26 protein-coding genes are annotated in these 25620 nt (G+C 70.9%); 13 read left to right on the top strand and 13 right to left on the bottom strand.

Translation table 11 applies throughout. The features are described from left to right. Positions 1–213 precede the first annotated feature (213 nt). Positions 214–357, bottom strand: coding sequence for a hypothetical protein (locus MWM08_RS23440; protein WP_244408931.1), 144 nt, complete (start codon positions 355–357; stop codon positions 214–216). A 264-nt stretch (positions 358–621) separates the two neighbouring features. Here MWM08_RS23440 and MWM08_RS23435 point away from each other — a divergent pair, with 264 nt between their 5' ends. After that, the gene (locus MWM08_RS23435) at positions 622–1905 is read left to right on the top strand and encodes a L,D-transpeptidase scaffold domain-containing protein (protein WP_244408930.1); all 1284 of its coding nucleotides are present in this window, start codon (positions 622–624) and stop codon (positions 1903–1905) included. Positions 1906–2090: 185 nt separating this feature from the next. Here the strand turns inward: MWM08_RS23435 and MWM08_RS23430 are convergent, their stop codons facing one another. Together MWM08_RS23430 and MWM08_RS23425 are read right to left on the bottom strand one after the other, a co-directional pair. Further along, positions 2091–2432: a Lin0512 family protein gene (locus tag MWM08_RS23430; RefSeq protein WP_244408929.1), complete on the bottom strand. Its 342-nt coding sequence runs from the start codon at positions 2430–2432 to the stop codon at positions 2091–2093. A 14-nt stretch (positions 2433–2446) separates the two neighbouring features. Beyond that, positions 2447–2785: a Lin0512 family protein gene (locus MWM08_RS23425; RefSeq protein WP_244408928.1), complete on the bottom strand. Its 339-nt coding sequence runs from the start codon at positions 2783–2785 to the stop codon at positions 2447–2449. Between the two features lie 159 nt (positions 2786–2944). Here MWM08_RS23425 and MWM08_RS23420 point away from each other — a divergent pair, with 159 nt between their 5' ends. Genes MWM08_RS23420 through MWM08_RS23410 form a run of 3 tightly spaced genes read left to right on the top strand, consistent with a single transcriptional unit; the run spans position 2945 to position 5189 of the window. After that, positions 2945–3961, top strand: a complete 1017-nt coding sequence (locus MWM08_RS23420; RefSeq protein ID WP_244408927.1) for a putative FMN-dependent luciferase-like monooxygenase — start codon at positions 2945–2947, stop codon at positions 3959–3961. A gap of 14 nt (positions 3962–3975) precedes the next feature. Further along, on the top strand, positions 3976–4581 hold the full coding sequence (locus MWM08_RS23415) for a CMD domain protein (RefSeq protein WP_244408926.1): 606 nt from the start codon (positions 3976–3978) through the stop codon (positions 4579–4581). An 11-nt stretch (positions 4582–4592) separates the two neighbouring features. Beyond that, positions 4593–5189, top strand: coding sequence for an alkylhydroperoxidase domain protein (locus MWM08_RS23410; protein ID WP_244408925.1), 597 nt, complete (start codon positions 4593–4595; stop codon positions 5187–5189). A 45-nt stretch (positions 5190–5234) separates the two neighbouring features. On the opposite strand, the gene MWM08_RS23405 is transcribed toward MWM08_RS23410, so the two are convergent. The 5 genes from MWM08_RS23405 to MWM08_RS23385 form a co-directional block, all read right to left on the bottom strand. After that, a complete protein-coding gene (locus tag MWM08_RS23405; protein ID WP_244408924.1) occupies positions 5235–6800 on the bottom strand; it encodes a hypothetical protein in 1566 nt (521 codons plus the stop codon). A 22-nt stretch (positions 6801–6822) separates the two neighbouring features. After that, positions 6823–8217, bottom strand: coding sequence for an amidase (locus tag MWM08_RS23400; protein WP_244408923.1), 1395 nt, complete (start codon positions 8215–8217; stop codon positions 6823–6825). Then, the gene (locus MWM08_RS23395; RefSeq protein WP_244408922.1) at positions 8214–8402 is read right to left on the bottom strand and encodes a hypothetical protein; all 189 of its coding nucleotides are present in this window, start codon (positions 8400–8402) and stop codon (positions 8214–8216) included. The genes MWM08_RS23400 and MWM08_RS23395 overlap by 4 nt, the downstream gene beginning before the upstream one ends. Before the next feature lie 72 nt (positions 8403–8474). After that, complete coding sequence (locus MWM08_RS23390; protein ID WP_244408921.1) at positions 8475–8969, bottom strand: hypothetical protein; 495 nt, start codon at positions 8967–8969, stop codon at positions 8475–8477. Positions 8970–8989: 20 nt separating this feature from the next. Beyond that, the gene (locus MWM08_RS23385; RefSeq protein ID WP_244408920.1) at positions 8990–9394 is read right to left on the bottom strand and encodes a globin family protein; all 405 of its coding nucleotides are present in this window, start codon (positions 9392–9394) and stop codon (positions 8990–8992) included. Positions 9395–9679: 285 nt separating this feature from the next. On the opposite strand from MWM08_RS23385, the gene MWM08_RS23380 reads away from it, so the two are divergent. Further along, positions 9680–10879: a CaiB/BaiF CoA transferase family protein gene (locus MWM08_RS23380; protein ID WP_244408919.1), complete on the top strand. Its 1200-nt coding sequence runs from the start codon at positions 9680–9682 to the stop codon at positions 10877–10879. Between the two features lies 1 nt (position 10880). Here the strand turns inward: MWM08_RS23380 and MWM08_RS23375 are convergent, their stop codons facing one another. Next, positions 10881–11858: a Bug family tripartite tricarboxylate transporter substrate binding protein gene (locus MWM08_RS23375; protein WP_244408918.1), complete on the bottom strand. Its 978-nt coding sequence runs from the start codon at positions 11856–11858 to the stop codon at positions 10881–10883. A 162-nt stretch (positions 11859–12020) separates the two neighbouring features. On the opposite strand from MWM08_RS23375, the gene MWM08_RS23370 reads away from it, so the two are divergent. Further along, entirely contained in the window at positions 12021–13262 is a 1242-nt protein-coding gene (locus MWM08_RS23370; RefSeq protein WP_244408917.1) for an amidohydrolase family protein, read from the top strand. A gap of 6 nt (positions 13263–13268) precedes the next feature. Here MWM08_RS23370 and MWM08_RS23365 read toward each other — a convergent pair whose 3' ends face one another. From MWM08_RS23365 to MWM08_RS23350, 4 genes are all read right to left on the bottom strand, one after another. Further along, positions 13269–14636, bottom strand: a complete 1368-nt coding sequence (locus tag MWM08_RS23365) for an LLM class flavin-dependent oxidoreductase (protein ID WP_244408916.1) — start codon at positions 14634–14636, stop codon at positions 13269–13271. An 11-nt stretch (positions 14637–14647) separates the two neighbouring features. Beyond that, on the bottom strand, positions 14648–16219 hold the full coding sequence (locus tag MWM08_RS23360) for an ABC transporter substrate-binding protein (RefSeq protein ID WP_244408915.1): 1572 nt from the start codon (positions 16217–16219) through the stop codon (positions 14648–14650). Beyond that, positions 16216–17691: an LLM class flavin-dependent oxidoreductase gene (locus MWM08_RS23355; RefSeq protein WP_244408914.1), complete on the bottom strand. Its 1476-nt coding sequence runs from the start codon at positions 17689–17691 to the stop codon at positions 16216–16218. The genes MWM08_RS23360 and MWM08_RS23355 overlap by 4 nt, the downstream gene beginning before the upstream one ends. A 134-nt stretch (positions 17692–17825) precedes the next feature. Then, positions 17826–18680 (bottom strand): branched-chain amino acid aminotransferase, encoded by an 855-nt coding sequence (locus tag MWM08_RS23350; protein WP_244408913.1) that lies wholly within the window; start codon positions 18678–18680, stop codon positions 17826–17828. An 83-nt stretch (positions 18681–18763) separates the two neighbouring features. Between MWM08_RS23350 and MWM08_RS23345 the strand changes: the two genes are divergently transcribed. The 7 genes from MWM08_RS23345 to MWM08_RS23315 all read left to right on the top strand — a co-directional run bounded on the left by MWM08_RS23345 (position 18764) and on the right by MWM08_RS23315 (position 25499). After that, positions 18764–19987, top strand: coding sequence for a phenylacetate--CoA ligase family protein (locus MWM08_RS23345; RefSeq protein ID WP_244408912.1), 1224 nt, complete (start codon positions 18764–18766; stop codon positions 19985–19987). Positions 19988–20067: 80 nt separating this feature from the next. Further along, positions 20068–20352, top strand: coding sequence for a UxaA family hydrolase (locus MWM08_RS23340; protein WP_244408911.1), 285 nt, complete (start codon positions 20068–20070; stop codon positions 20350–20352). Between the two features lie 4 nt (positions 20353–20356). Further along, positions 20357–21532 carry a UxaA family hydrolase gene (locus tag MWM08_RS23335; protein ID WP_279323220.1) on the top strand — a complete coding sequence of 392 codons (1176 nt, stop codon included), beginning with the start codon at positions 20357–20359 and terminating at the stop codon, positions 21530–21532. Between the two features lie 101 nt (positions 21533–21633). Then, positions 21634–22602 (top strand): tripartite tricarboxylate transporter substrate binding protein, encoded by a 969-nt coding sequence (locus tag MWM08_RS23330; RefSeq protein ID WP_244408910.1) that lies wholly within the window; start codon positions 21634–21636, stop codon positions 22600–22602. Next, positions 22602–23603, top strand: a complete 1002-nt coding sequence (locus MWM08_RS23325) for an Ldh family oxidoreductase (RefSeq protein ID WP_244408909.1) — start codon at positions 22602–22604, stop codon at positions 23601–23603. Before MWM08_RS23330 ends, MWM08_RS23325 begins: the two co-directional genes overlap by 1 nt. Continuing rightward, positions 23600–24334 carry a TrmH family RNA methyltransferase gene (locus MWM08_RS23320; RefSeq protein ID WP_244408908.1) on the top strand — a complete coding sequence of 245 codons (735 nt, stop codon included), beginning with the start codon at positions 23600–23602 and terminating at the stop codon, positions 24332–24334. Before MWM08_RS23325 ends, MWM08_RS23320 begins: the two co-directional genes overlap by 4 nt. 46 nt (positions 24335–24380) lie before the next feature. Continuing rightward, a complete protein-coding gene (locus MWM08_RS23315) occupies positions 24381–25499 on the top strand; it encodes an ABC transporter permease (RefSeq protein ID WP_244408907.1) in 1119 nt (372 codons plus the stop codon). Positions 25500–25620: the final 121 nt, after the last annotated feature.

The raw sequence follows: 25620 nt of genomic DNA, 5'->3' as shown, positions 1-25620 counted from the left end.
GGTGGCGTTTGCCGCGAGGTCGATCGGGTGCAGTTTCAAATGTGGCTTGGGTGGCCCCAACCTGGTCCGGTGCGGGGCAAGGTCGCGCAGGACAACAGCTACGCGCTGCCGATAAGGTCCTGCCCGCAGGGGCGACGCGCACGGGCCGGCGGTTCGCTTGCGCCGTCGCCGGCGGATGGGCGCGGCAGGGAAACCCGCCGCGCCCTGCCGTCTTCAGCCGCGGGCCGGCGGAACCGGGGCCGGCGGCGGGGCGGCCTGCACCGGCGGCGGCGGCGGGGGCGGCGAGGCGCAGGCGGCCACGAACAGCACCGGGGCCAGCAGGGCCAGCAGGGCCACCTTACGGAATACGGCAGTCATCTGTATCTCCTTCGTCGAAATGGCGCGTGGACACGCCGAGATTGAATGGCAATTCTCGGCGCGAAGTCAAATATCCCATTTCGCGGATTGTACGAAAAACGAGGAGCACGGTTGGTGTCGAGCGCGGATGTCACGGGTACACCCGGCCCGGACGCGACGAGAGGGCAAGGCCCGGGAACGGCCACGCGCCGGTTGATCCTGCGTGGTGCTGCGGGAATCCTGGCCGCGGGGGGGCTGGGCGCCTGCGCGACCACCCCGCCGCCCATGCCGGCGGTGGTCGGGCGCAAGGACAACACGCAACTCGGCCGCCTGCTCGAGGGCACGCCCGACCTGGGGCTGGGCGGCGACCCGGTGGATGCCGAGGCGCTGCGCCGCTTCTACGCGCGCCGCCGCTACATGCCGGTCTGGGCTTCGCGCAGCCCCCAGGCCGAGGACCTGGTCGCGACGGTGCTGCGCGCAGGCGACCATGGGCTCGACCCCGAATCGTTCCGCGCCAGCCTGCTGCGCCGCCAGGACGAATTGCCGCCGCTGGAGCGCGAGGTGCTGCTCACCGACGCCTTCCTCGCCTATGCCGGGGCGCTGGCGCATGGCGCGGTTCCGGTGGACCGGCGCACCAGCTTCGAGGCGCTGGCGCCCGGCGAGGTGGATGTCGCCGCCGTGCTCGACGAGGCGATCGACAGCCCCGACCCGGTCTCCGTGATCGATGGCCTGGCGCCTTCGACCCTGAACTACCTGGCGCTGCGCCTGGGCCTGCGCGGCGGCGGGCTGCCCAATCCGCGCGGCGGTGGGCCGCGCAGCCTGCGCGGGCGCGCAGCCCTGGCGGCGGCCGCGCAGCAGCGCCAGCGCCAGCGCAGCATCGCCGCGAACCTCGAGCGCGAGCGCTGGCTGCCGCGGCGCCTGCCGCCCGACCGTGTCTGGGTCAACGTGCCGGACCAGCGTCTGGTGATGTTCCGCGACGACCAGGCGGTGTTCACCACCGCGGTCGTGGTCGGCGACAATGCCGAGCGCAACCAGACCCCGGAATTCCACACCAGCATCGAGGCGAGCTTCTTCAACCCGCCCTGGGTGATCCCGCGCGACATCGTCGCCGCCGAGATCCTGCCGCGCCTGGAACGCGAACCCGACTACCTCGCGCGCAACAACATGGTGATGCGCGCGAACGGGGAGATCGAGCAATCGGCCGGGCCCGAGGCCGGCCTCGGCTTCCTGCTGTTCGACATGCCCAACCGCTTCGACGTGTACCTGCACGACACGCCGGACCGCTTCCTGTTCAGCCGCAGCAACCGCCGCATGAGCCGTGGCTGCATCCGCGTGCAGAACCCGCGCGAACTTGCATCCCTGTTGCTGCGCCAGCCGCCGGAGGAGATCGACCGCAGGATCGCCACCGGCCGAACCACCCGCGCGCGGCTGCCGGCGCCGGTGCCGGTGTTCATCACCTACCACACCGCCTTCGTGGACCCCGAGGGCACGATGCAGTTCCGCGAGGACTTCTACAGCCGCGACGGCACGGTGTGGGAGCGGCTGCGCAAGGCGCCGGCGGCCGCCTGATACCAACGGCCGATGTCATCGATCGCTGGCATCAGCTTTTTCCGACCCGCAGATGCCGGGCGCGGAAACCTCCGGTTTCCTTGGCTTTCGCCGGACCGCCGGCGTCGTGCGCATGCACGCCTCTGGCGTGACGCCCATTCGGGCGCTCGGCACGAGTCGGAGCCTCGTGCCGTTGGCACGACACGTCAGGGCAGGTCGAAGCGCACCGCGATCGCTGCGGCGGCGATCACCGCGAGGTCGTGCGCGCCTTCCGCCGGCACGTCGAGCCCGCCCTTCACCGCCCGCGCCGTGATCACGCCATAGGGCAGCGACCGGCGCACCGCTTCGATGTCCACCAGGTCGGGGCGCTGCACGCCGATCGTGACCTCCACCTGCATGGCGCGGATATCGAGGCCGAGCGTGGGGATGAACGCCAGCGAGGAATGGTGCAGCGCGTCCTGCACCGCGCGCAGCGCGGCCTTGGTGTAGTCGCCGCCATGCAGGTCGTTGCCCGTGCCCATCTCGAGGATGATGCGCTTCAGCGCCATGTCCCGCGCTCCCGTCAGAGATCGAGGCGCACGATGGCGCAGCAATTCGCGATGACGGTGGTCGCGGTGCCCTCGTCGTTCGGGATCTCGAGCCCGCCTTCCACCACGGTCACGCTACCGCTGCCGTGCGGCAGGATCGCGAGCACCTGGGCGTGGTCCACCTGGTCGGGCTTCGGCACGCCGATCAGTACCTCGACCTGCATGGCATCGACCGGCTGGTTCACCGCGGCACCGATGGTCAGGGAATTGTGCCACAGCGCGTCGCGCAGTGCGCGCACCGCGGCCTTGGTATAGTCCGTGCCGCGTATGTCGGTGCCCATCCCGATCTCGAGCACCATGCGTTTCAGCGCCATGTCCGTCCCCGCCCTGCGATGCGCCAGCCTAGCGCGCTTTCCGACCCGCCGGTATCGGCGCCGGCCTGTGCCCCGCACCGCGTCTGGCCGGGGCGGCCGGGTCGGTGCATTCTGCGCCGCGGCCGCCGCATGGCGCGGCGCCACGGGACAGGCGGTGTCATGCGGCTCGGTTTCTTCACGCGGGTGCTGGACGAGGGCGGTGTGGCGGAGCGCTACCGCTGCGCGCTGGCACAGATCCGCCATGCCGAGACCCAGGGCTTCGACAGCACCTGGGTGGCGCAGCACCATTTCCACGCAGATGAGGGCGGCATGCCCGCACCCTTCGTGCTGCTGGCGCAGGCCGCCGCGCTGACCAGCCGCATCCGCCTGGGCACCGGCATCGTCACCCTGCCCATGGAACTGCCGATCCGCGTCGCGGAGGATGCCGCAGTTCTCGATATCCTGTCTGGCGGGCGGCTCGAACTGGGCGTGGGCTCGGGCGGCAATCCGCAGGCCTTCGCCGCCTTCGGCCTGACCGATGCCGACCGCCGCGCGGTCTTCGCGGACAAGCTGCAGGCGCTGGTGGGTGCGCTGCGCGGGCAGCCGCTCGAGGGCGGCGACCGGGTCCATCCGGCCTGTCCCGAACTCGCCGCGCGGCTGTGGTACGCGACCTTCTCGGTGGAGGGTGCGCGGATCGCGGGGCGGCTGGGGATGGGGCTGCTGCTGTCGCGCACCCAGCCGCGCCCGGCCGAGGCGCCGGATGCGAAGCTCGCCGACATCCAGGACCCGATGGTGGACGCCTATCTCGGCGCACTGCCCGACGGTGTCGCGCCGCGCATCCTTGCCTCGCGGTCGGTCTTCGCCGCCGACCGGCACGAGCATGCGATGCGCTTCGCGGAGGCGGGCCTGCAGCGCTTCCATCGCCGGCTGGTCTCGTTGGGCCGCGCGCCCGACGCGCCGCGCAGCACGGCGGAGATCATCCGCCGCCAGGACGTGCACCTCGGTACGCCGGAGGAGGTGGTCGCCTCGCTGCGGACCGACCGCATCCTGGACCGTGCGACGGACCTGGCGGTGCAGGTGCATTCGGTCGAACCGCCACATGCCTACGTACTGCGGTCGATCGAACTGGTGGCGCAGCAGGTTGCGCCCGAATTCGGCTGGCGCCGCGCCGCCGCCGAGCCCGCGCGCGCCGCCTGACGCGGGGTACCGCCATGACAGGGGATTCAGCATCGATGGACGTGATCGACAGCCTGGCCGGCATCGCGCCCGGGTCGCGCATGGATGCGCTGCGCGACGGGCGCCGCGTGGCGCGCATCCATGCGCAGCTGAGCCACGACGCGCTGCTCGCCCCTGCATCGCCGGGGGATGTCTCGATTGCCGAACGCCTCGCCATCGCGGCCTATGTCGCGGGGCTGCACGGCGCGGCGCCGACCGCGCTTCATTACGCCGCCGCGCTGCGCGCCCACGTCGATGACGCGCTGGCCCGCGCAGTGTCGGCCGCCATCGTGCAGACCGCCGCCGAGGGTCCGCGCGGCGCCTATCCGCCCGGCCCGCTGAGCGTGGAAGACACGCCGGCGCCGGCCTTTGCGCTGTCGCCGGACGTGGCCGCCGCGATCGGCCCGAAGCTCGTGTCTGGCTTCACCCATGCGCATTACCTGGTGTTCCACCCGCGCGATGCGGCGGCCGAGCGCTTCGCGCCACTGCGCGCCGCCGGCTGGTCCGAGGACGGTATCGTGACGCTGTCGCAGCTGGTCTCCTTCCTGGCCTTCCAGATCCGCGTCGTCGCCGGCCTGGCCGTGCTGGCCGCGACACCCTGAGGATCCGCCCTATGTCCGCCACGCCCAACGCCTTCACCCGCGCGCAGATCGGCTGGGTGCCCTTCGTGGCGCCGCTGGACGAAGCCCAGCTCACGCCACGCCACATCGCGGCCCTGGTCGATGCGGCACGGTCGAAGTCGGCGTATTTTCGCCTGCTCGCGCGCGACCCGGATGCGCTCGAGCACCGCACGCGCACCGACAAGGACATCTTCTACAATCCCGAGGCGGGTGCGCCGCGCGCCGACCGGGAGCTCGCCGCCGTGGCGGTGTCGCGCTTCAACGGCTGCATCTACTGCGCCTCGGTGCATGCGCGCTTCGCCGCGACCTATGCGAAGCGCGAGGCCGATGTCGATCGGATGCTGGCCGAAGGTGTTGGCGCCGACCTCGGCGAGCGCTGGAACGCGATCGTCGAGGCCTCGGTCGCGCTCACCGCCATCCCGATGCGATTCGGGCCGGAGCATGTGCAGCGCCTGCGCGCGACGGGCATGGACGACCTGGCGATCAGCGACGTCATCCAGGCCGCGGCCTTCTTCAATTGGGCGAACCGGCTGATGCTCTCGCTAGGCGAGGCCTCGGCGGATCATCCGCCCAATACCGCGGTGCGCTGAGGGGCGTTCCCTGGAAGGGCCGGTGCCCGACCGCGGGCGCGCGGATCAGCGCAGCCGCCACACCTCGACCGGGCCGCGTTCCTCCCAGACCACGGCGGCCAGGTCGTAGTTCTCGGCCAGGGCTTCCTCGATCATGGCGGCGATGCGCGGGCGCACGTTGGGCCACCAGCCGCGGTCGATCACGATGGCGCGCGGGGTGGTCGACAGGATGCGCGCCACTTCCTCGTTCGGGTCGATGCCGGTGACGCTCCAGTAGGGGCCCACCAGCTGCGCCGGAAAGGCGTAGCGCGTCGCAAGCCCGGCCTCGGCCAGGACATAGAGCGCGGGATGGTAGTTCACCACCCAGACCGCGTCGCCGGGTTCGATCTCGCGCCGCAGCGCGTCGGCCACCTCGCGCACCGGGTCGGGGCCGGTCAGGCCGATGGCGCCATACAGCCGCGGCACGGTGGACGACCGCCAGGCATCCACCGCGACGCCGCCCACGATCAGCGCGAAGGACGCCACCACCAGGCCCGGGCGCGCGGCGCGGGCGAGCCGGCGCGCGCCCAGCGCGGCCAGCAGGGACAGCGGCGGCAGCCAGATCAGGAAGTAGTGCTGGAAGTACATCCCCGGCATCACCACCGCGCAGGTGGCGGCGGCGAACCACACCACGCAGAAGCGTCGCAGCAGCGCGACCGGCCCGCGCCGCACGCGCGGCCGCCACAGCGCTGGCACCAGCAGCACGAAGGCCCAGAGCAGGATCATCGCCGCGATCAGCGTGAACCGCCCGGCATCGAGCAGCCCGACCCGTGCGCCTGCGTAGCGCATCGGTGCCAGGAAGGACCCCACCAGGAAGGCATCGAAGTTGCCCCGCAGGGCATAGGCCGCGGCGAAGGCCAGCGTCGGCGTCGCGCACAGCAGCGCATAGGCCACGGCGTAGAGCACCACGCGCGGCCAGGGCAGCAGACCGCGCAAGAAGGCCGGCCCGACAAGCAGCAGCCAGGCGAGCGAGCCCTCGAAGAAGGTCACCGGCTTGATCGCCAGCGCGAAGCCGACCATCAGCCCCATCGCCACCACCTTGGCGAAGGGCGGCGCCTCGTTGTTCTCGATGGCGCGCCGCGCGCCGCGCAGGCCGAGCGCCATCGACCAGGTGGTGAGCGGCGTGAACAGCACCTCGGTATTGGTCGCGAGGCCGCCCAGCAGCGTCGCATGCGCCAGGTACAGCAGCCCCGCCGCCAGCCCCAGCGCCGGCGGCGCGGTGGCGAAGCGCACGATGGCATAGAGCCCCCAGGCCGTGGCCCAGGTGCCCAGCAGCCCGAGCAGGCGCGGCACCCAGATGTCGTCGCCCAGCACGAACATGATGGCGGCGAAGAGCGCCGGTGCGCCGACCGGATGCATGTCCCACACGCCGACCAGCGGCCAGTTGCCGGCCAGCCATTCGCGGGCCTGCAGCATGTACAGCCCCTCGTCGGTGTCGATCACCGCCGGGGCGAAGGAGAAGGCGCGCAGCAGCAGCGCCGCCACGAACAGCACGGCAGGCACCGCCGCACCGCGCAGGATGCGGCGCAGGCGCGAGGGCGGCAGCATCCGGCGCGCGGCCGGCGGCACGATGAGGCTGCCCTCGGGACTCATGGCGGATGACGGCGAGCGGCGCCTAGAGCGCCGGCCGCCGGTCCTTCCAGGGGGCGGCTGCCTCGAACCCTGCGGCGGCGCGGTAGATCGTGGCCTCGTCGAAGTAGCGCCCGACCAGCTGCAGCGACAGCGGCAGGCCCTCCGCCTGCGAGATCCCGCACATCAGCGTCAGCGCCGGATGGCCGGTCACGTTGAAGGGCGTGCGCGCCTGGCGGGGATAGGTGATCTCGACCGCCTCGGGGTCGTCGATGCGGCAGGCGGGGTCCATGCTGCTCGCGGTCAGCAGGACGTCGCAGTCGGCCAGCGTGGCCTCGACCGCGGCGACCAGTTCGCGTCGGCGGCGCTGCGCGTTCACGTAGTCCTCGGCACGCACGAACAGGCCGGGGGCGAGGCGCTTGCGCGTGAGGTTGGAATAGCCCTCCGGCGCCTCGCGCAGCCAGCGTCCATGGATGGCAGCGGATTCCGCCATCAGGATGGCGCGGTTCACGCCAGCGAAATCCCCGAGGCGCGGCAGCGTCACGGTCTTCACCTTCGCGCCCAATTTCGCCATCAGCTTCGCGGCGGCGTCCAGGGCGGCGGCGACCTCGGCCGTCGCGGGCTGGTCGGTCTCGTGGAAGTGGCGGACATATCCGATGGTCAGGCCGCGCAGCCCTTTCCGGAGCGACCGCGCGTAGTTCTGCGCGCGCACGGCGGCACTGCCCGGATCGGCTGGGTCATGCCCGGCCATGGCGTTCAGCAGCATGGCGTTGGACGTCACGTCGCGCGTCATGGGCCCGACATGGTCCAGCGTGAAGGCCAACGGAAACACGCCGCGACGCGACACAAGCCCGTAGGTCGCCTTCATGCCGACGATGCCGCAATGGCTGGCCGGGTGGCGCACCGACCCGCCGGTATCGGTGCCCAGCGCCGCCGGCAGGATGCCGGCGCCGACCGACGAGCCCGAACCGGATGACGACCCGCCCGGATGATGCGCCGTGTTCCAGGGGTTGCGGGCCGGCGGGAAAGGCAGGTCGAAGGCCGGCCCGCCGATGGCGAATTCATGCGTGGCGAGCTTGGCCGGGAATACCGCGCCGGCGGCGCGCAGCCGCGCGACCACCGCCGCGTCCGCCTGCTTCATGTTGTCGAGCAGGTGGCGCGAATGGCAGGTGGTCGGGTGGCCCTTGAGGTCGATGATATCCTTGAGCCCGACCGGCAGGCCGTCGATCGCCGAGCGCGGGCCGGAGCGCGCGATGCGCCGGGTGGCCTTCTGCGCCTCGACGCGGGCTTCGTCCCAGAGCGGGCGGATGGCGGTGTTGAGCCGAGGTTCCAACGCATCGAAGCGCGCGCGCAGCGCATCGAGGTATTCGACCGGCGAAATCCGGCGGCGCTTGATGGCGGCCGAGGCCTCGGCCAGCGTCATGTCCTCGGGCGCGGTCATGCGCGCGCGGCCTTGGGCTGAGGCACGGCGAAAGCGGGCATCGGTTCTGCGGTCTCGTCGGCGGGGCGGGGAAAGGCGCCGGCCAGGCGGCGCGCATGGGCAACAGCCTCGGCGATCTCGGCCGCGCGGCCGCGCCAGGGGTCGCCGAGCCCTGCGGCCCTGGCGAGGGCGTCGTCGTCGGTCATGCGGGTGGGTCCTTCGGCCATTCTCCCGGGACCCTGCCGCAAATGGCTGGCGGGGGGAACCGCCCGCCGCTGTCAGCTGAACGTGACGGCACCGGATGCGAGGTCGAGCTTGACCGCGGAGTGACCTTCGTAGCCGGCGACGTGTTCGGCGATGTCGAAATTCGCATCCTTGCCGAGCTCGTCGCGCACCAGGTCGATCAGCGTCTCCGTCTGCCCCTTCGTGCTGGTCTTGAGGTCGAGCGCATCCAGCGTGCTTTTCGATGTGGATGCGGTCGCGAGGCTCGTTCCGCCGAAGACCCAGGCATCCCATTCCGCCTTGGGCGTTGCGACCATGGCGAGCAGGATCTCCTTGGCGTCGTCGCGGGCCTTCTGGTGATAGGTCGGCTCGCCCAGCGACCCGGAGAAGTGCGCCACCATGCCGACCTTGGTCGAGCTGCACCAAAGCACCAGGCCGACGCAGCTGCCGAAGCCCTTGGACTGGAGTTCGCCGCTGGTGTCCCCGGTGCACCATGAGGTGTCGGCATCGAACAGGTAGGGCGCAGAGCCCTTGTTAAACTTCTTTGCCATGACGGTGCCTTCCGCCTTCGTCAGGCCGCGTCACGCATGACGCCGGAGAGCAGCGTATAAGCCGCGGTCCAGGCGCCTTCGGCCTCGGGCGTCCAGGCATCCCCCAGGCCCTGGCCGAGGGTCCAGAGCAGCGCGGCGCCGACGCTGTCGTATTGCGCGGCCGCGACGCCGTAGCCGACATGGCGGCGGGCCAGCGCCTGTGCCGCGGGCACGATCTTCTCGGGTTCGTGCAGGCTGGTGACCACGGTGTTGAGCATGGTGACCAGCTTGCGCTTCTGCTCGGGCAGCGTCTCGGCCTTGAACAGCGGTCGGGTGCTGGGGTCGATCTCGAATAACCGATCGTAGAACAGCGTCGCGGCGGTATCGGCGATGGGCACCACCTGCTGCCAGGTGGCCTGGACGACACGGGTCTGGTCGGGCGACATGGCGGCTCCTGCGGCGGGATCACACCGCGACAGCCTAGCGGTGCGTGCCGGGCGACTTCATCACGTTTGTGCAGCGGCTGCGCAAAAAGGGCGGGGCGGGACCACGGGCCCCGCCCCGGAGTTTTCCGCCCGGCGCGCCGGGCGCGAGCATCGGGAGGGAGGACCCGTGCCACGAGGGAGACAGGCGCCGCGGCGCCTTGATCAGGACCATGCATCCGGGGTGCTTGCCGAAGCGTTTCCCGCCGCGCGATTTTCCGCCGATGCGATCCGGCGTATGGGTTGGCCATGACCCAAGCCCCGAACCTGCCCCTTGCGGGGCTGAAGATCGTCGAGCTCGGCCACTACATCGCCGCGCCCTTCGCGACCCGCCTGCTGGCCGACCTCGGCGCGGAGGTGGTGAAGGTGGAGCCGCCGGATGGCGACCCGGTGCGCGGCTGGGGCAGCAGCGTCGAAGGGCATGCCGTGTGGTTCAGCGTGCATGGGCGCAACAAGCTGAGCGTCACGCTGGACCTGAAGAAGCCGGCCGACCGCGAGAAGCTGGTCGCGCTTTTGCAACGTGCCGATGCGCTGGTGGAGAATTTCCGTGCCGGCTACCTCGAGCGCATCGGGCTCGGTCCCGATGTGCTGCACGCGGCCAATCCGCGGCTGATCATCGGGCGCATCTCGGGCTATGGGCAGGGCGGGCCGTATCGCGACAAGCCGGCCTTCGGCGCGATCGGGGAGGCGATGGGCGGGCTGCGGCACCTCACGGCCAACCCGGGACAGACCGACTACCCGCCGCCGCGTTGCGGGGTTTCGATCAGCGACGACCTGGCGGGCATGTACTGCGCCATGGCGGTGGTGGCGGCCTGCTGGCAGGTCAAGGGTGACCCCGCCGCGCGCGGCCGCGTGGTGGATGTGGACCTGGTGTCCAGCGTGTTCTCGCTGATGGAGGGCATGCTGCCGGAATACGGATTGTTCGGCTGGGTGCGGCAGCCGCAGGGCGCCGCGATCAAGACCGCGGCGCCGACCAACACCTATCCCTGCGCGGATGGGAAGTGGCTGTGCATCGCGGGCAATTCCGACCTGATCTTCAAGCGGCTGATGGGCGCGATCGGCAAGCCGGAGATGGCCGAGGACCCGCGCTTCGCCAACAACACCGGCCGCTGTGCGAATGTCGCGGAACTGGACGCGGCGATTGCGGACTGGACGCGCGGGCGCGACGCCGCGACCGCCGAGGCGGTGCTGGAAGCCGCCGAGGTGCCGTGCTCGCGCCTGTTCGACATGGCCGATTGCGCGACCGACCCGCATTTCCGAGACCGCGGCTGGGTGATGGAGGTGGCGGACCCGCTGCTGGGCGATGTGCTGCACCCCGCCGCGCCCTTCCGCTTCGATGGCGTGGCGCCGCGCGAGATGGTGCGCTGGACCGGCCCCGCCGCCGGCGCGCACAACGACCTGGTGTTCGGCGCCGTGGCGCGCGGGGAGGGGGCGCCGCTGCGGCCGTGACTCAGTCGGCGCGGATGTTTCCGGCGCGAATCACCTCGCGCCAGCGCGTGAGTTCCTCGCGGATCAGTGCGGTATAGGCGGCCGCACCCAGCGTGCCGGGGCGCACGCCGATCCCTGCAAAGCGTTCGCGCACCTGGGGGCTCGCCAGCGCGGCGGCGATTTCGTTTTCCCAGCGCGCGGCGATCTCGGGCGGGATGCCGGCGGGGGCCGAGAAGCCGAACCAGTTGGTGGAGGTGACACCAGGGAAGCCGAGTTCCGCGAAGGTCGGCACCTCGGGTAGGGCGGGTGAGCGCTCGGCCTCGCTTGTCGCGAGCGGACGCATACGGCCGCCGCGGATATTGCCCATGGCGGTCGGCACGCTTTCCATCAGCGCGGGGATCTGCCCGCCCATCACGTCGGTCATCGCCGGGGCGGAGCCGCGATAGGGCACGTGGATGAAGTTGATGCCCGCGGCGCGCGCGAGCAACTGCCCGATCAGATGGTTCATCGTGCCGTTGCCGCCGGAGCCGTAGGTGATCTCGCCGGGGCGGGCGCGCGCCAGGGCGATGAGTTCCGCGACATTCGCCGCCGCGACATTCGGCCCGACGATCAGCACCGAGGGGAAGGTGCCGACCGAATGGATATGCGTGAAATCCGCCAGCGGATCGTAGGGCACGTTGGCATAGAGCACCGGGCCGATGCCGTGCGATGCGGCGGAGGAGATCATCACCGTGTGCACATCGCCGCGCGCCTTGGCCACGATATCGGCGCCGAGCATGCCGCCCGCACCCGGGCGGTTCTCGATGACGATGGGCTGCCCCAGTCGGTTGCCGAAGTATTCGCCGAGCGTGCGCGAAAGGATGTCGGCCGCACCGCCGGGCGGGAAGTTCACGATCCACCGGATGGGACGTTGCGGCCAGGCCTGCGCGGTGGCGAGGCGCGGTGCGGCGGGCAGCGCGGCGGCGGCGAGCAGCAGGGCACGGCGCGTGGCGTGGGTCATGGGAGCCTCCGGCGGGATGGGACCAGGATGGCGCGGAGTAAGCAAGCGTCGCGCCAGGGGCGCGCAGGGCAAAGTCGCGCCAGGGGCGCGCAGTGCGAAGTCACGCCATGGACGCTGCGCAGCCCGCGTGGTTCGATCGCGACGATTCCGCCGGAGACCGCCATGCCACTCGACCTGATCCTGCGCGACGTGCGCCTGCCCGATGCGAAGCCGGGCGATCCGGCGATGGATATCGGCGTTGCGGGCGGGCGGATCGCGGCGATCGCGCCGCGGCTGGACACGACCGCGCCGGAGGAAGCGCAGGGTGGTGGGCGCGTGGTGAGCGCCGGCTTCGTCGAGACGCATATCCACCTCGACAAATCCTGCATCCTGGCGCGCTGCGATTGCGGCCGGCAGCGCTTCCCGCATGGTGCGATGGAGGCCGTCTCGGCCGTGAAGCACACCTTCACGGTCGAGGACGTGACCGAACGCGCGTCGCGCACCATCGAGAACTGCATTCTGCACGGCGCCACGCGCATGCGGACCCATGCCGAGGTGGACCCGAAGGTCGGGCTGCGCGGCGTCGAGGGCGTGCGCGCGCTCATCGAGAAATACCGCTGGGCGATCGACCTCGAGATCTGCGTCATGCCGCAGGAGGGGCTGACCAACAATCCCGGCACGGACGAGCTGATGGTGGCCGCGCTGAAGAACGGCGCGACGGTGGTGGGTGCCGCGCCGAACTACGACAGCGACCGCGCCGCGCAGATCCGGCGCGTCTTCGAGATGGCGCGCGAGTTCGACGTGGATATCGACATGCACCTCGACAGCGGCACCTCGGCCGAGGAGCTGGACACGCTGCTGGTCTGCGATTTGACGGAGAAGTACGGTTGGGGCGGGCGCGTCGCCGTCGGGCATGTCACGAAGCTGGCGGCGATGCCGTGGCCCGCGCTGGACAAGGTGGCGAAGCGCATGGCGGATGCCGGCGTGGCAGCGACCATCCTGACAGCGACGGATTTGTACCTGGGCGGGCGGCATGTCGAGGCGAATGCGCCGCGCAACGTGGTGGACGCCAACCGCCTGGCCGAGCAGGGCGTGCTGTGCACCGTGGCGTCGAACAACATCCTCAACCCCTTCACGCCCTTCGGCGACGGGCAGCTGCTGCGCCAGGCGAACATGCAGGCGATCGTCACCAACCGCGGGTCGGATTCCGAGGTGCGAGCGGTGTGGGACATGACGACGACGAACGCCGCGCGCCTGCTGCGCCAGGACGACTACGGCGTGGCGGTCGGCAACCCGGCCGACCTGGTGGTGCTGGATGCCGAGACGCCGGAGATGGCGCTTCGCACCGTGGCGCCGGTGCTGATGGCCTACAAGCGTGGGCGGCGCACCGTCACGCGCGAACGCGCGCGGCTGCACCGGCCCTGAGCGCGTTCAGTCCGCCGCCTGCGCGCGGCGCGCGCGGGTGTGGCGGTTCTCCGGCACGCGCAGGCCGAGGTTCTCGCGCAGCGTCGTGCCTTCATAGGCCGTGCGGAAGATGCCGCGGCGCTGGAGCTCGGGGATCACCAGCTCGGAGAATTCCTCGAAGGGCTTCGGGTAGTAGTTACAGATCACATTGAAGCCGTCGGCGGCGTCCTTCTCCAGCCATTCCTGGAGTTCGTCGGCGATGTAGTCCGGCGTGCCGACCAGCACGCGGTGGCCCTGCGCGGCGGAGACCGACCGCGCGGTCTGGATCAGCGACAGGTTGCCCTTGCGCGCCATGTCCATGATCAGTTTCTGGCGCGACTTGGCGGAATTGGCTTCCGGCAGGTCGGGCATCGGCCCGTGCAGCGGGTAGGAGAAGATGTCGACGCCGCGGGTGAAGCGCGCGAGTGCGGCCAGCGCGACATCGTCGGGCAGCAGGGACTGCAGCTGGTCGTACTTCTCCTGCGCTTCCTCCATCGTGCGGCCGATGACGGGCGTGATGCCGGGCATGATCTTGATGTCGTCCGGCGAGCGTCCGTACTTCGCTGTGCGGCCCTTCACATCGGCGAAGAAATCGCGCGCGGCATCCAGTTCGGTCTGCGCGGTGAACACCACATCCGCCGTGCGCGCGGCGAGTTCGCGCCCGGGTTCGGACGAGCCCGCCTGCGCCACCACCGGTCGCCCCTGCGGCGTGCGCGAGACGTTCAGGGGCCCGCGCACATGGAAATGCGCGCCGTGGTGGTCGAGGAAATGCATCTTGTCGCGGTCGAACCAGACGCCGCTGCCCTTGTCGCGCAGGAAGGCGTCCGCTTCCCAGGAATCCCACAGGCCGGCCACCACCTCGTAGAACTCGATGGCGCGTTCGTAGCGCGCGGCGTGGTCCACATGGGTGTCGAGGTTGAAGTTGCCGGCCTCGTCCTCGATCTGGGACGTCACCAGGTTCCAGCCGCAGCGGCCCTTGCTGATGTGGTCGATCGTCGCGAAGCGGCGCGCGATGTTGTAGGGCTCATTGAAGGTGGTGGTGGCGGTCGCGACCAGGCCGATATGCGTCGTGCCCATGGCCAGCGCCGCCAGGCAGGCCGTGGGTTCCAGCTTGACGATGCGCGACAGCCGTGTGCGCGTGAGGTCGCCGGCCTTCAGCGCATCCGACCCGCCGACCGCCACCGTGTCCTGGAAGAAGATGGTGTCGTACAGGTGCTTCTCGGCCGTCTGCGCCAGGCGCATGTACCAGCCGAAATCCATGTCGGATTCCACCGCCGCATCCGGGTGGCGCCAGCCGGCCAGGTGGTTGCCCGGCACGCTCAGGAAGGCGCCGAGCTTGAGCTGCTTCTTGGCCATGGTGTGCCCTCTCAACGCGCGACGCGGATGCCGGTCGCCATGGTGTACTGGTCCCCCCGCGGTATCAGCGTGAGGTTGCGCGCGGTGCCCCATCCGGATCGCACGAAGAAGATCGGCACGATCGCCGCTTCCTCCATCACACGGCGCACCGCCTGCTGGGTCAATGCCTCGCGCTGCGCGTCATCCATCGTGCGTTCGATCTGTCCGAGCAGCCCGTCCAACGTCGCATCCGAATAGCGGCCGCGATTGGCCGGGCCGTGGCTCAGGTCCGGATTGTAGGTGCGCAGGATGTTGTTCATGCCCTCCGATGCCGCGCCGGTGGTCGAGGCGAACATCGACATCGACACCGAGAATTCCGGCCCGCCCGCCGCTGGCGCGCGGTTGGCGCGGCGGAAAAAGATGCTGGACGGGATCGCCTCCACTTCGGTGCGGATGCCGATGGCCGTCAGCATCTGGCCCAGCGCCTGGCATGTACGGCCATCACCGGCGAACCGGTCCGACGTACAATGGATGGTCAGGCCGAACCCCTGCGGGTAGCCGGCCTCGGCCAGCAGCGCGCGGGCACGCGGCGGGTCGAAGGTCGGGATCGGCAGCCCCGGCACGTGGCCCATGAAGCCCTGCGGGGCGATCTGCCCGGCGGCCTCGGCGCCGCCTTCCATCGCGCGTTCGGCCAGAGCGGCGCGGTTGATGGCGTGCGACAGCGCCAGGCGCACGCGGCGATCCTGCAGGGGGTTGCGGTCGAGCGGCTGGCCATCCGCGCCGGTCACGAAGGGTGAACGCTCCCGCCCGCTGTCGATGTACATGTACAGGTTGAAGGCGGATGTTGCCGTATGCAGCCGCGACCGCTGGTCGCTGCGCACGCGCCCGTAAAGCGCGGGGGGCACGGCATCCACCACGTCCACATCGCCGGCCAGCAGCGCGGAGACGCGCGCGCTGTCGTTCGGAATGAAGCGGAACACCACGCGCTGCCAGGGTTCCGGCGGCCCCCAGTGGCGCGGGGCGCGTTCCAGCGTCACATCGCTGCCCGGCGTGAAGCGCACCCAGCGATAGGGGCCGGTGCCGACCGCGGCACGCCCGCCGTTGAAATCCTCCTCGGTCGCATTCGCGCCAACCGCGGCGGCGGAGACGATCATGATGGTGGTAAGGTTGACATGCAGCAGCGGTGCCGGCCCGCGGGTGCGGATGCGGACGGTGCGGGCGTCCACCTCCTCGACCGAGGCGAAGCTGCGGAGCTGCGCGCTGTAGGTCCGCAGCCCGCGCGCATCCGCTGCACGGCGCAGCGAGAAGGCGATATCCGCCGCGGTCAGCGGCGTGCCGTCGTGGAAGGCGACGCCGTCCCGCAGGCGGAATTCCCAGGTGGTGTCGTCGATGACGCGCCAGGATTCCGCCAGGCCCGGCAGCGGTTGCAGGTACTGGTCCTGGTTCACCAGCGATTCGTATACATGCATCTGCACGTTGCGGTTCGGGCTGTAGGATTGGTGCGGGTCGGACCCGTCCACCGCCGCCTTCATGCCGATGCGCAAGGTCTGCGCCTGCGCTGGCGCGGCGCAGGCGACCAATAGCGCGAGCAGCAGCCGCTTCATTGCGCCGCGCTCCCGAGCGCCTGGGCCACCGCTGCACGCCGACGCGCCGCAGCCGGGTGTTCCGGCCAGTCGAGTCCGAGGTTCTCGCGCAAGGTCCTGCCCTCATATGCGGTGCGGTAGAGTCCGCGCCGCTGCATCTCCGGGATCACCTGGTCCACGACGTCGTCCAGCCCGCCGGGCAGCCAGGGCGGTAGCAGGTTGAAGCCGTCCGCGGCCTCGCCATGGAACCATTCCTCCATGGCGTCGACGATGTCGGCCGGCGTGCCGACCACCGTGCGGTGGCCGTTGCCGCCGGCGATCGACAGGTACAATTGCCGGATCGACAGGTTCCCCCGCCGCGCCATCTCGAGGAAAATCTGTCCGCGGCTGTGGTCGCGCGCGCCGGCGGGCGGTTCGGGCACCGGGCCATCGAGGTCGTGGTCCGACAGGTCGCCCAGGTAGTTCGCCAGCGCGCCGAGCCCGACCACCGGCTGCACCAGGTCCTGCAGGACCTGGTAGCTGTCCTGCGCCTCCTGCCGCGTGCGGCCGGGTACCGCCATGATGCCGGGCATGATCTTGAGCTGCCCGGGCTCGCGACCGTATTTCGCCATGCGCCCCTTCACGTCGGTGTAATAGGCGCGGGCGTCTTCCAGTGTCTGTGCCGCGGCATAGACCACATCGGCCGTCGCGGCGGCGAGCTCGCGCCCGTCCTCCGACGCACCGGCCTGCACGATGATCGGGCGGCCCTGCGGCGTGCGCTGCACGTTGAGCGGCCCGGCCACGCGGAAATGCTTCCCCTCGTGATGCAGCGGATGGACCTTGTCGGGGTGGTAGTTCAGGCCGCTCGCCTGGTCGCGGATGAAGGCGTCGTCCTCCCACGAATCCCACAGGCCCTTCACCACCTCGACGAATTCCACCGCGCGGTCGTAGCGCCCGGTCTTCGGTGGCGCGCCCACCAGGCCAAAATTCTGGGCCTCCATGTCGGTCGCGCTGGTCACCACGTTCCATCCCGCGCGTCCGCCGCTGATGTGATCCAGCGAGGCGAATTTCCGCGCGATGTGATAGGGCTCATTGTAGGTCGTCGATGCCGTCGCCACGAGGCCGACGTGGTTCGTCACCATCGCCAGCGCGCTCAGCAGCGTCAGCGGTTCGAACTGCACGTTCTTGCAGGTGTGGGACAACGCGCCCTTCGGCACGTCGTTGAAGCGGATGCCCACGCCATCGGCCAGGAAGGCCATGTCGAGCAGCCCGCGCTCGGCGGCCTGCGTCACGCGCACGGCGTGCTGCAATTCCATGTTGCCGCCGGCCGAGGCCTGCGGATGCCGCCAGGCCGCCAGGTGGTAGCCCATGCCGATCATCGAGACGCCGAGGCGGATCTTGCGCGGGGATGCCATGCGGATGCTCCGTCGCGACCCGCGGGCGATCGCCATGCCCGACACGGCGGCGCGCAGGTCAGCGGCGCAATCCAACACCCAGGATGCGGGGGTGTCCATCGGGTGACGCACACGCAGCGGGCATGGGCGCACGGCCGAAGGTCATCAGCAGTGCAGTGGCGGTGGCGGGCTGCCCGCGAAAGACGCAACCATGCGCGCGGCCTCGATCGCCGGGATCAAGGCCGCTGCATGGATCAGACGACCTTCGGCGCGCTTTCCATCCAGCGCCAGTACAGGTCGCGCGCCTGGGTGGTGAAGCGCCCGATTTGCATGTCGCGCCCATTGTAGCGCGTGCAGGGCTGCACCTTGGCGTAGTTGCCGGTGGAGAAGATCTCGTCCGCCGCATCGAGCTCCGCCGGCTTCACCGCACGTTCCTGAACGCTCACGCCGGCATCCTGGAACAGGCGCATGACGCGCTGGCGGGTGATCCCGTTGAGGAAGGTGTGGTTCACCGCAGGCGTGATGACCTGGCCGTCCTTGGCGAACCACAGGTTCGCGCTGGCGAATTCCGCGACATGCCCGAGCGCGTCGCACATCACGGCGTTGTCCGCGCCCTGCGCCGCCGCGTAGTGCGAAGCCCGTGCGCCGTTCGGATACAGGCACGACGCCTTCGCATCGGTCGGCGCCATGTCCGGCGCGGGGCGGCGGAACGGCGCCATCACGGCGGAGAAGCCGGCCCATTGCGGGATCGGGCTGTCGTAGATGGACAGGATGAAATCCGTGCTGTCCGGGTCGGGCCGCGCGGCGCCCAGCCCCTTGCGGATGAAGAACATCGGGCGGACGTAGAGTTCCGCATCGGGACCCATGCGGCGGATGCCCTCGCGGCACAGCGCCTCGATCTCGTCGGGCGTCTTGGTCGGCTTCATCAGCATGGACTTCGCCGAGGCCACGCAGCGCGCGGCGTGGCGCTCGAGGTCCGGCGCCCAGCCCCTGATCGCCCGCGCGCCGTCGAAGATGACGGAGCCCAGCCAGAAGGCGTGGTCCATCGGGCCGATCACCTTCGGCTCCTCGGTGGACCAAGTGCCATCGTAGTAGAAGACGCCGGCCATGGTGTTTCCCTCTCCGTGCGCGTGCTGCGATGGTGTGCCATGGCGGCAGGGGCCGGTGAAGCCCCGCGGGCGGGAGGGATTCGATGGCCGATCACATGGATGCGCAGGAAACCCGCGATGCCGCGGCGCGCGCGACCGAGGTCGCGCGGCGGCTGCCGCTGGTCGTGGCGGCGGCCCTGCAGGCACCGGCGCAGGCGGCCCGGCTGTCCGGCATCGATCCGGCCGGGATGACGGACCGCGCGGCGCTGGCGCGGATCCCCGTGCTGCGCAAGGCAGACCTACCGGCGGCGCAGAAGGCGGACCCACCCTTCGGCGGCTTCGTCGCCGATCCGCCGGGGGCCTTTGCGCGGCTGTTTACCTCCCCAGGGCCGATCTTCGAGGGGGAACGCGCCGGGGCCGATCCGTGGCACATGGCGCGCGCCTTCTTCGCCGCGGGGTTCCGGGCAGGCGACGTGGCGCTGAACACCTTCTCGTACCACCTGACGCCCGGCGGCTGGATCATGGATGGCGGTCTGCGGGCGCTGGGCTGCGCCGTGATCCCGTCGGGGCCGGGGAATACCGAGGCGCAACTCGACCTTGTCGCGGCGTTCCGGCCGGCGGGCTATGTTGGGACGCCGGATTTCCTCAAGATCCTGCTCGACGCTGCCGGGGCGCGCGACGTGTCGTGCATCCGGCGCGCGCTGGTGTCGGGTGCCGCCTTTCCGCCGTCGCTGCAGGCCGAGATCGCCGCACGCGGCATCGATGCCTACCAGATGTACGGCACGGCCGATCTCGGCTGCGTCGCCTACGAGACGCCGGCACGCGAGGGGCTGGTCGTGGCCGAGGAAGTGCTGCTGGAGATCGTGCGCCCCGGCACCGGCGACCCGGTGCCGGATGGCGAGGTCGGTGAAGTGGTGGTGAGCGTGCTCGACCCCGCCCATCCGGTACTGCGGCTTGCGCTGGGCGACCTTTCGGCCGTGCTGCCGGGCGCCTCGCCTTGCGGGCGCACCAACACGCGCATCGTGGGCTGGCGCGGCCGTGCCGACCAGACGGCGAAGGTGAAGGGGATGTTCGTGCGGCCGGAGCAGGTGGCGGAGATCGCCGCGCGCCACCCGGGGGTCGGGCGGCTGCGGTTGGTCATCACGCGCATCGGCGAACAGGACGCGATGGCGCTGCGGGTGGAAGCCGCGGGGGCGGAAGGATTGGTCGATGCCCTGGCGGCCTCGCTGCAGGCCGTGACGCGGCTGCGCGGTGCCGTGGAAGTGGTGTCGCCAGGCAGCCTGCCCAACGACGGGAAGGTGATCGCCGACGAACGTCCCGTCGGCTGACCGGGGCGTAGCGCCGCATTTGACCGGCCCCGCGCCCCCTTCTAGCGTCCGCCCACTGTTTTCGGGGAGGAGCACGCACGATGACCGTGCATTTCTGCGTTCATGACGAAGGCGATTCCGTCGGTGTCGTGGTCGTCGAGGGGATCAAGTCCGGCCAGACGCTGAATGGCTGGATCATGGACCAGGACCGGATGATCGAATTCCCGGCGAAGTCCGACATCCCGATCGGCCACAAGGTCGCGATCCGCGCGATCGCGAAGGGCGACACCATCATCAAGTACGGCGTGGATATCGGGAAGGCCGTGGCCGACATCGGCGCGGGCGAGCATCTGCACGTACACAACGTCAAGACGAAGCGGTGGTAAGGCCATGGGCATCGACCTGAAGAACGCCACCTTCGAAGGCTGGCGCCGCGACAATGGCCGCATGGGCGTGCGCAACCACGTGCTCATCCTGCCGGTGGACGACATCTCGAACGCCGCGGCGGAAGGTGTCGCGCGCAACATCCAGGGCACGCTCGCGATCCCGCATGCCTATGGGCGGCTGCAGTTCGGCGCCGACCTCGACCTGCATTTCCGCACCATCATCGGCACCGGCTGCAACCCGAACGTCGCCGCGGTGGTGGTGATCGGGATCGAGCTCGGCTGGGCCGGCAAGGTGGCCGAGGGCATCGCCAAGACGGGCAAGCCGGTCGAGTTCTTCGCCATCGAGCAGAACGGCGACATCGCGACCATCGCGAATGCGTCGCGCGCCGCCTATCGCATGGTGAAGTACGCGACCGCGCTCAAGAAGACCCGCGCGCCGATGGTCGACCTGTGGGTGTCGACGAAGTGCGGTGAGTCCGACACGACCTCGGGCCTCGGGTCCTGCCCGACCGTCGGCAATTCCTTCGACAAGCTGTGGGAGAACGGCAATACGCTGGTCTTCGGCGAAACCACGGAACTGACCGGCGGTGAGCACCTGGTGGCCGCGCGCTGCAAGACGCCCGAGATCCGCGCCGAATTCATGCGCATGTTCGACCGCTACCAGGCGGTGGTCGAGGCCAACAAGACCTCCGACCTCTCCGAAAGCCAGCCCACCAAGGGCAACATCGAGGGCGGGCTGACCACCATCGAGGAAAAGGCGCTCGGCAACATCCAGAAGATCGGCAAGAAGTGCACGGTCGATGGCGTGCTGGACAAGGCGGAGGAGCCGACGCATCCGGGGCTGTGGTTCATGGACTCGTCGTCCGCGGCGGCGGAGATGGTCACGCTCTGCGCGGCCTCCGGCTTCGCGGTGCACACCTTCCCGACCGGCCAGGGCAACGTGATCGGCAACCCGATCGTGCCGGTCATCAAGCTGACCGCGAACCCGCGCACGCAGCGCACCATGTCCGAGCACATCGACGTCGACGTGACCGGGCTGCTGCAGAAGCGGATGAACATGGACGAGGCGGGCGAGGCGCTGATCGACTGCATCATCCGCACCGCAGACGGACAGCACACGGCGGCCGAGATCCTCGGCCATCGGGAATTCTCCCTCACGCGCCTGTACGAAAGCGCGTGACATGCCCGCGCGGCGCCCCGGCAGTCCGGGGCGCCGCCGGTTTCGTCCCCCGCAGTTTCCGCGTTAGCCTTCCGCAAACACCGCCACGGGAGGCCACAACCATGATCCGCCGACGCCACATCCTGGCCGCGCCCGCCGCGCTGCTGCCCGCCGCCGCACGCGCCCAGGCGCCGTTCCCCGACCGGCCGGTGCGGTACGTCGTGCCCTTCCCGCCGGGCGGCCTCACCGACATCATGGCGCGGCTGGTCGGCCAGAAGCTTTCCGAGATCTGGTCCCGCCCCGTGGTCATAGAGAATCGCGCCGGCGGCAATGCACTGATCGGCGCCGATGCAGTGGCCAAGGCCGCGCCGGATGGCCACACGCTGCTCGCCGTGACCATGACGCATACGGTGAACGCCACGCTGTTCCCGAATGCGCCGTATGATTTCCGGCGCGACCTCACGACCGTCAGTGTGCTCGGGTCGTTGCCGCTGGTCGTGGTCGTGAACGCCGAACGCAACCCTGCGCGCAGCCTGGCCGACCTGGTGCAGCAGGCTCGCACGCGCCGGCTCAATGGCGGGTCGTCGGGCAATGGGTCGCCGCCGCATCTCGGGCTGGAATTGCTGAGGCGCGCAGCGGGGGCGGGGGACAACATCACCCATGTGCCCTATCGTGGCGGCGCGCCGTCGGTCACCGACCTCGCGGCCGGCAACCTCGATGTCATGGTGTCGAACCTGCCCGAATGCATCGCGCAGATCCAGGGCGGGCGCCTTCGCCCGCTGGCGGTCACATCGGCCGAACGCCACCCGCTCATCCCGGAGGTGCCGACGGTGAAGGAAGCTGGCCAGCCGACGCTCGAGATGACGAACTGGACCGCGATGATGGTGCCCGCCGCGGTGCCCGCGCCCATCCTGGCCAGGATCGAAGCCGACACGCTCGCCGCCATCCGCGACGCCGACGTGTCGCGCCGCGCGCGCGATGGCGGCTTCACGGTCGAGGCCTGGGACCGCGCGCGCTCGCTGCCCTTCGTCACGGAAGAAACCGCGCGCTGGGCGCGTTTGATCCAGGAAGCAGGACTGCGCGCGGACTGATGCATCTCTCCCTCACCGAAGCCGAGACCCTGGCGCGCAGCGCGCTCGCGATCGCCGGCGCCAATCCGGGCATGGCCGCCGCCACCGCGCAGGCGCTCGCGGCCGCCGAGGCCACCGGCCAGCCCGGCCACGGCCTGTCGCGCGTGCCGCAATACGCGGCCTTCCTGCGCAATGGCCGCGCCGATGGCAGCGCCACCCCGCGCATCGTCAACGAACGCGGCGGCGCGGTGCTGGTCGATGCCGGCCATGGCCTGGCGTATCCGGCGCTGGCGCTGGCGGAATCCGAAGCCGCCTGGCGCGCGCGTGCGCATGGCATCGCCATCGCGGGCGTGACCAATTCGCATCATTCGGGGGCGATGGGACTGCCGGTCGCGCGCCTCGCGCGGCAGGGCCTGGTCGCGCTCGCCTTCACCAATTCGCCGGCCGCCATGCCGGTGCCGGGCGGACGACGGCCGCTGATGGGCACCAACCCGGTCGCCGCCGCCTTCCCGCGCGGCGCCGCGCCGCCGCTGGTCATCGACATGGCGCTGTCGGAAGTGGCGCGCGGCAAGATCATGGTCGCGGCGAAGGAAGGGCGCGCCATTCCCGAAGGCTGGGCGCTCGACGCCGAAGGCCGTCCGACCACCGACCCGAACGCTGCGCTGTCCGGTGCGATGCTCGCGATGGGCGGCACCAAGGGCGCGCTGCTGGCGATGGTGGTGGAATTGTTGTGCTGCGCCCTGACCGGCGCGGCCTTCGGCTTCGAGGCGGACAGCTTCTTCACCGACGAGGGCAACCGCCCGCGCCTCGGCCAGGCGCTGCTGGTGGTCGATCCGGGTGCGCTCGGCGGCGCGGGTGCCTTTGCCGAACGCATCGAGGCCTTCGTTGCCGCCATGGCAGCGGAAGACGGCGTGCGGCTGCCTGGCAGCCGGCGCGACGCGCTCGCCGCCCAGGCACGGGTGCAGGGCCTCGAGATCCCGGACGCGCTGCATCGCCGCCTGCTCGACCTCGCCAGCGCGTGACCCGCGCGGCCGATCTCGACCGTCACTGCGGCCCCGCCGCCGTCGCCGCGCTCTTTGCGCGACGCCCGCAGGATGTGATGCGCCTGTTCCATACGGCCGAGCGTCGGCGCGAGGCCGGCCCGCATTGCGCCCTGCTGGCCCGGTCGCGACGCCCGTATCGCGAGGTGGTGGCGGCCGACCTCGCGCGCGTCGCCGGCACGCAGCACCATGGCGGCATCGTCGCGCTCGCGGTGCCGCGCGCGGTGCCGGCGATCGACCCGCGCGCGCTGCCCGCCGCCGTGGTGGGCGCGCGCGTGACACCGGTGCTGGACGGCATCGGCAATCCGCACAACCTCGGCGCCATCGCGCGATCTGCCGCCTTCTTCGGCTGCCGCGCGCTGGTTCTGTCGGGGGACCCGCGGCAGGCGGGGCTGTCGGATGCGGCCTTCCGCACCGCCGAGGGCGGGCTGGAGGCGCTGGACCTGTTCCGTGCCACCGACCTGCCGCTGCTGCTGCGCGGCCTGCCACCGAGTGTCGTGAGCATCGCCGCCGTGCCGCGCGGTGGCGTACCGCCCGCCGAGGTGCCGCCCGGCCTGCCGCTGATGCTGGTGCTCGGTAACGAGGAAACCGGGCTGGCGGCACCCACCGTCGCTGCCTGCAGGCTGCGCGTGACCCTGCCGGCGGCTGGGCCGGTCGAAAGCCTGAATGTGTCGGTTGCCGCCGCGGTGCTGATTCACGCGTTGTTGGCCTGACCAGGAAAGGCTTGCCCTGGCGACCGGGACGGGTGCAATGCGACCGATGGACGGAACCCTGGCAGACCTGCCCGCGGCGCGGCTCGACCTCGCGGAGGATGGCGGCGCGCGCGTATTGACCGCGACCGGGCGGATCGACGCCGCGGCCGCGGCGCGGCTTTGGCCCGCGGCCATGACGGCTGCTGCGGGCGGGCCCGTCGCGGTGCTGGACCTGTCGGCCCTGGAAGCCATCGACACCGCCGGTGCCGTGCTGCTGCTCGAAGCCGCGCCCGATGCCGAAGCCCGGGGCGCCGCGCCCGAGGTTGCCGCCCTGCTGGACCGCACCCGGCGTGCACTTGCCGCGGCGCCGCCGCCACCGAAGGTGCCCGCCGCGTGGCGGCCGATCACCGCGGTCGGCCGCGCGACGGTGGACCGCGCGCGGGAATCGCTGAAGGGCGTTGCCTTCCTGGGCGAGGCGGTGGTCACGACCGGCCGCGTGCTGGCGCGCCCAAGGCTGCTGCGCTGGCAGGACCTGCTGCGCCACCTGGACGAGGTCGGCACGCGGGCCTTTCCGCTCACGCTGCTGCTCGGCTTCCTGATCGGCGTGATCCTGGCCTACCAGTCCTCGATCCCGCTGCGGCGCTTCGGGGCCGAGGTCTTCGTGCCGAACCTGGTGGGCATTTCACTTCTGCGCGAACTGGGGCCGCTGCTGGCCGGCGTGGTGATGGCCGGGCGCACCGGATCGGCCTTCGCGGCCGAACTCGGCACCATGACGGTGAACGAGGAAGTGGACGCGTTGAAGATCATGGGCATCGACCCGACCGCGATGCTCGTGCTGCCGCGCCTGGTCGCGGCCACGCTGGTGATGCCGGTGCTGGCACTGCTGATGTCGCTGGCAGGGTTGGCCGGCATGACGCTGATCATGAACACGCTGGGCTATCCCTGGGCCGCCGTGCAGGGGCAGTTGCAGCAGTGGTTGTCCTTGCAGGACCTGGTGGGCGGCTTGTTCAAGGCGGCCTGCTTCGGCCTGGTGATCGCGGGCATCGGCTGCCGCGCGGGGCTGTCCGCCGGGCGGGGTCCGCGCGCGGTAGGCGATGCGGCGACCGCCGCGGTGGTCGGCGGCATCGTCGCGATCGTGGCGATGGATGGCGTGTTCGCCGTGCTGTTCTTCCGGCTGGGGATCTGAGCGTGTCCGATGGTCGGAGGGCCGAAGGGCCCGGAGAGCTGAATCGGCCGCGCGAGACCGGCGTGTCCGATGGTCGGAGGGCCGAAGGGCCCGGAGAGCTGAATCGGCCGCGCGAGACCGG

The sequence above is a fragment of the Roseomonas fluvialis genome (assembly GCF_022846615.1).
Taxonomy (GTDB): domain Bacteria; phylum Pseudomonadota; class Alphaproteobacteria; order Acetobacterales; family Acetobacteraceae; genus Neoroseomonas; species Neoroseomonas fluvialis.
Note: the sequence above shows the minus strand (reverse complement) of the source record. Positions and strands in the feature narration are given on the sequence as shown.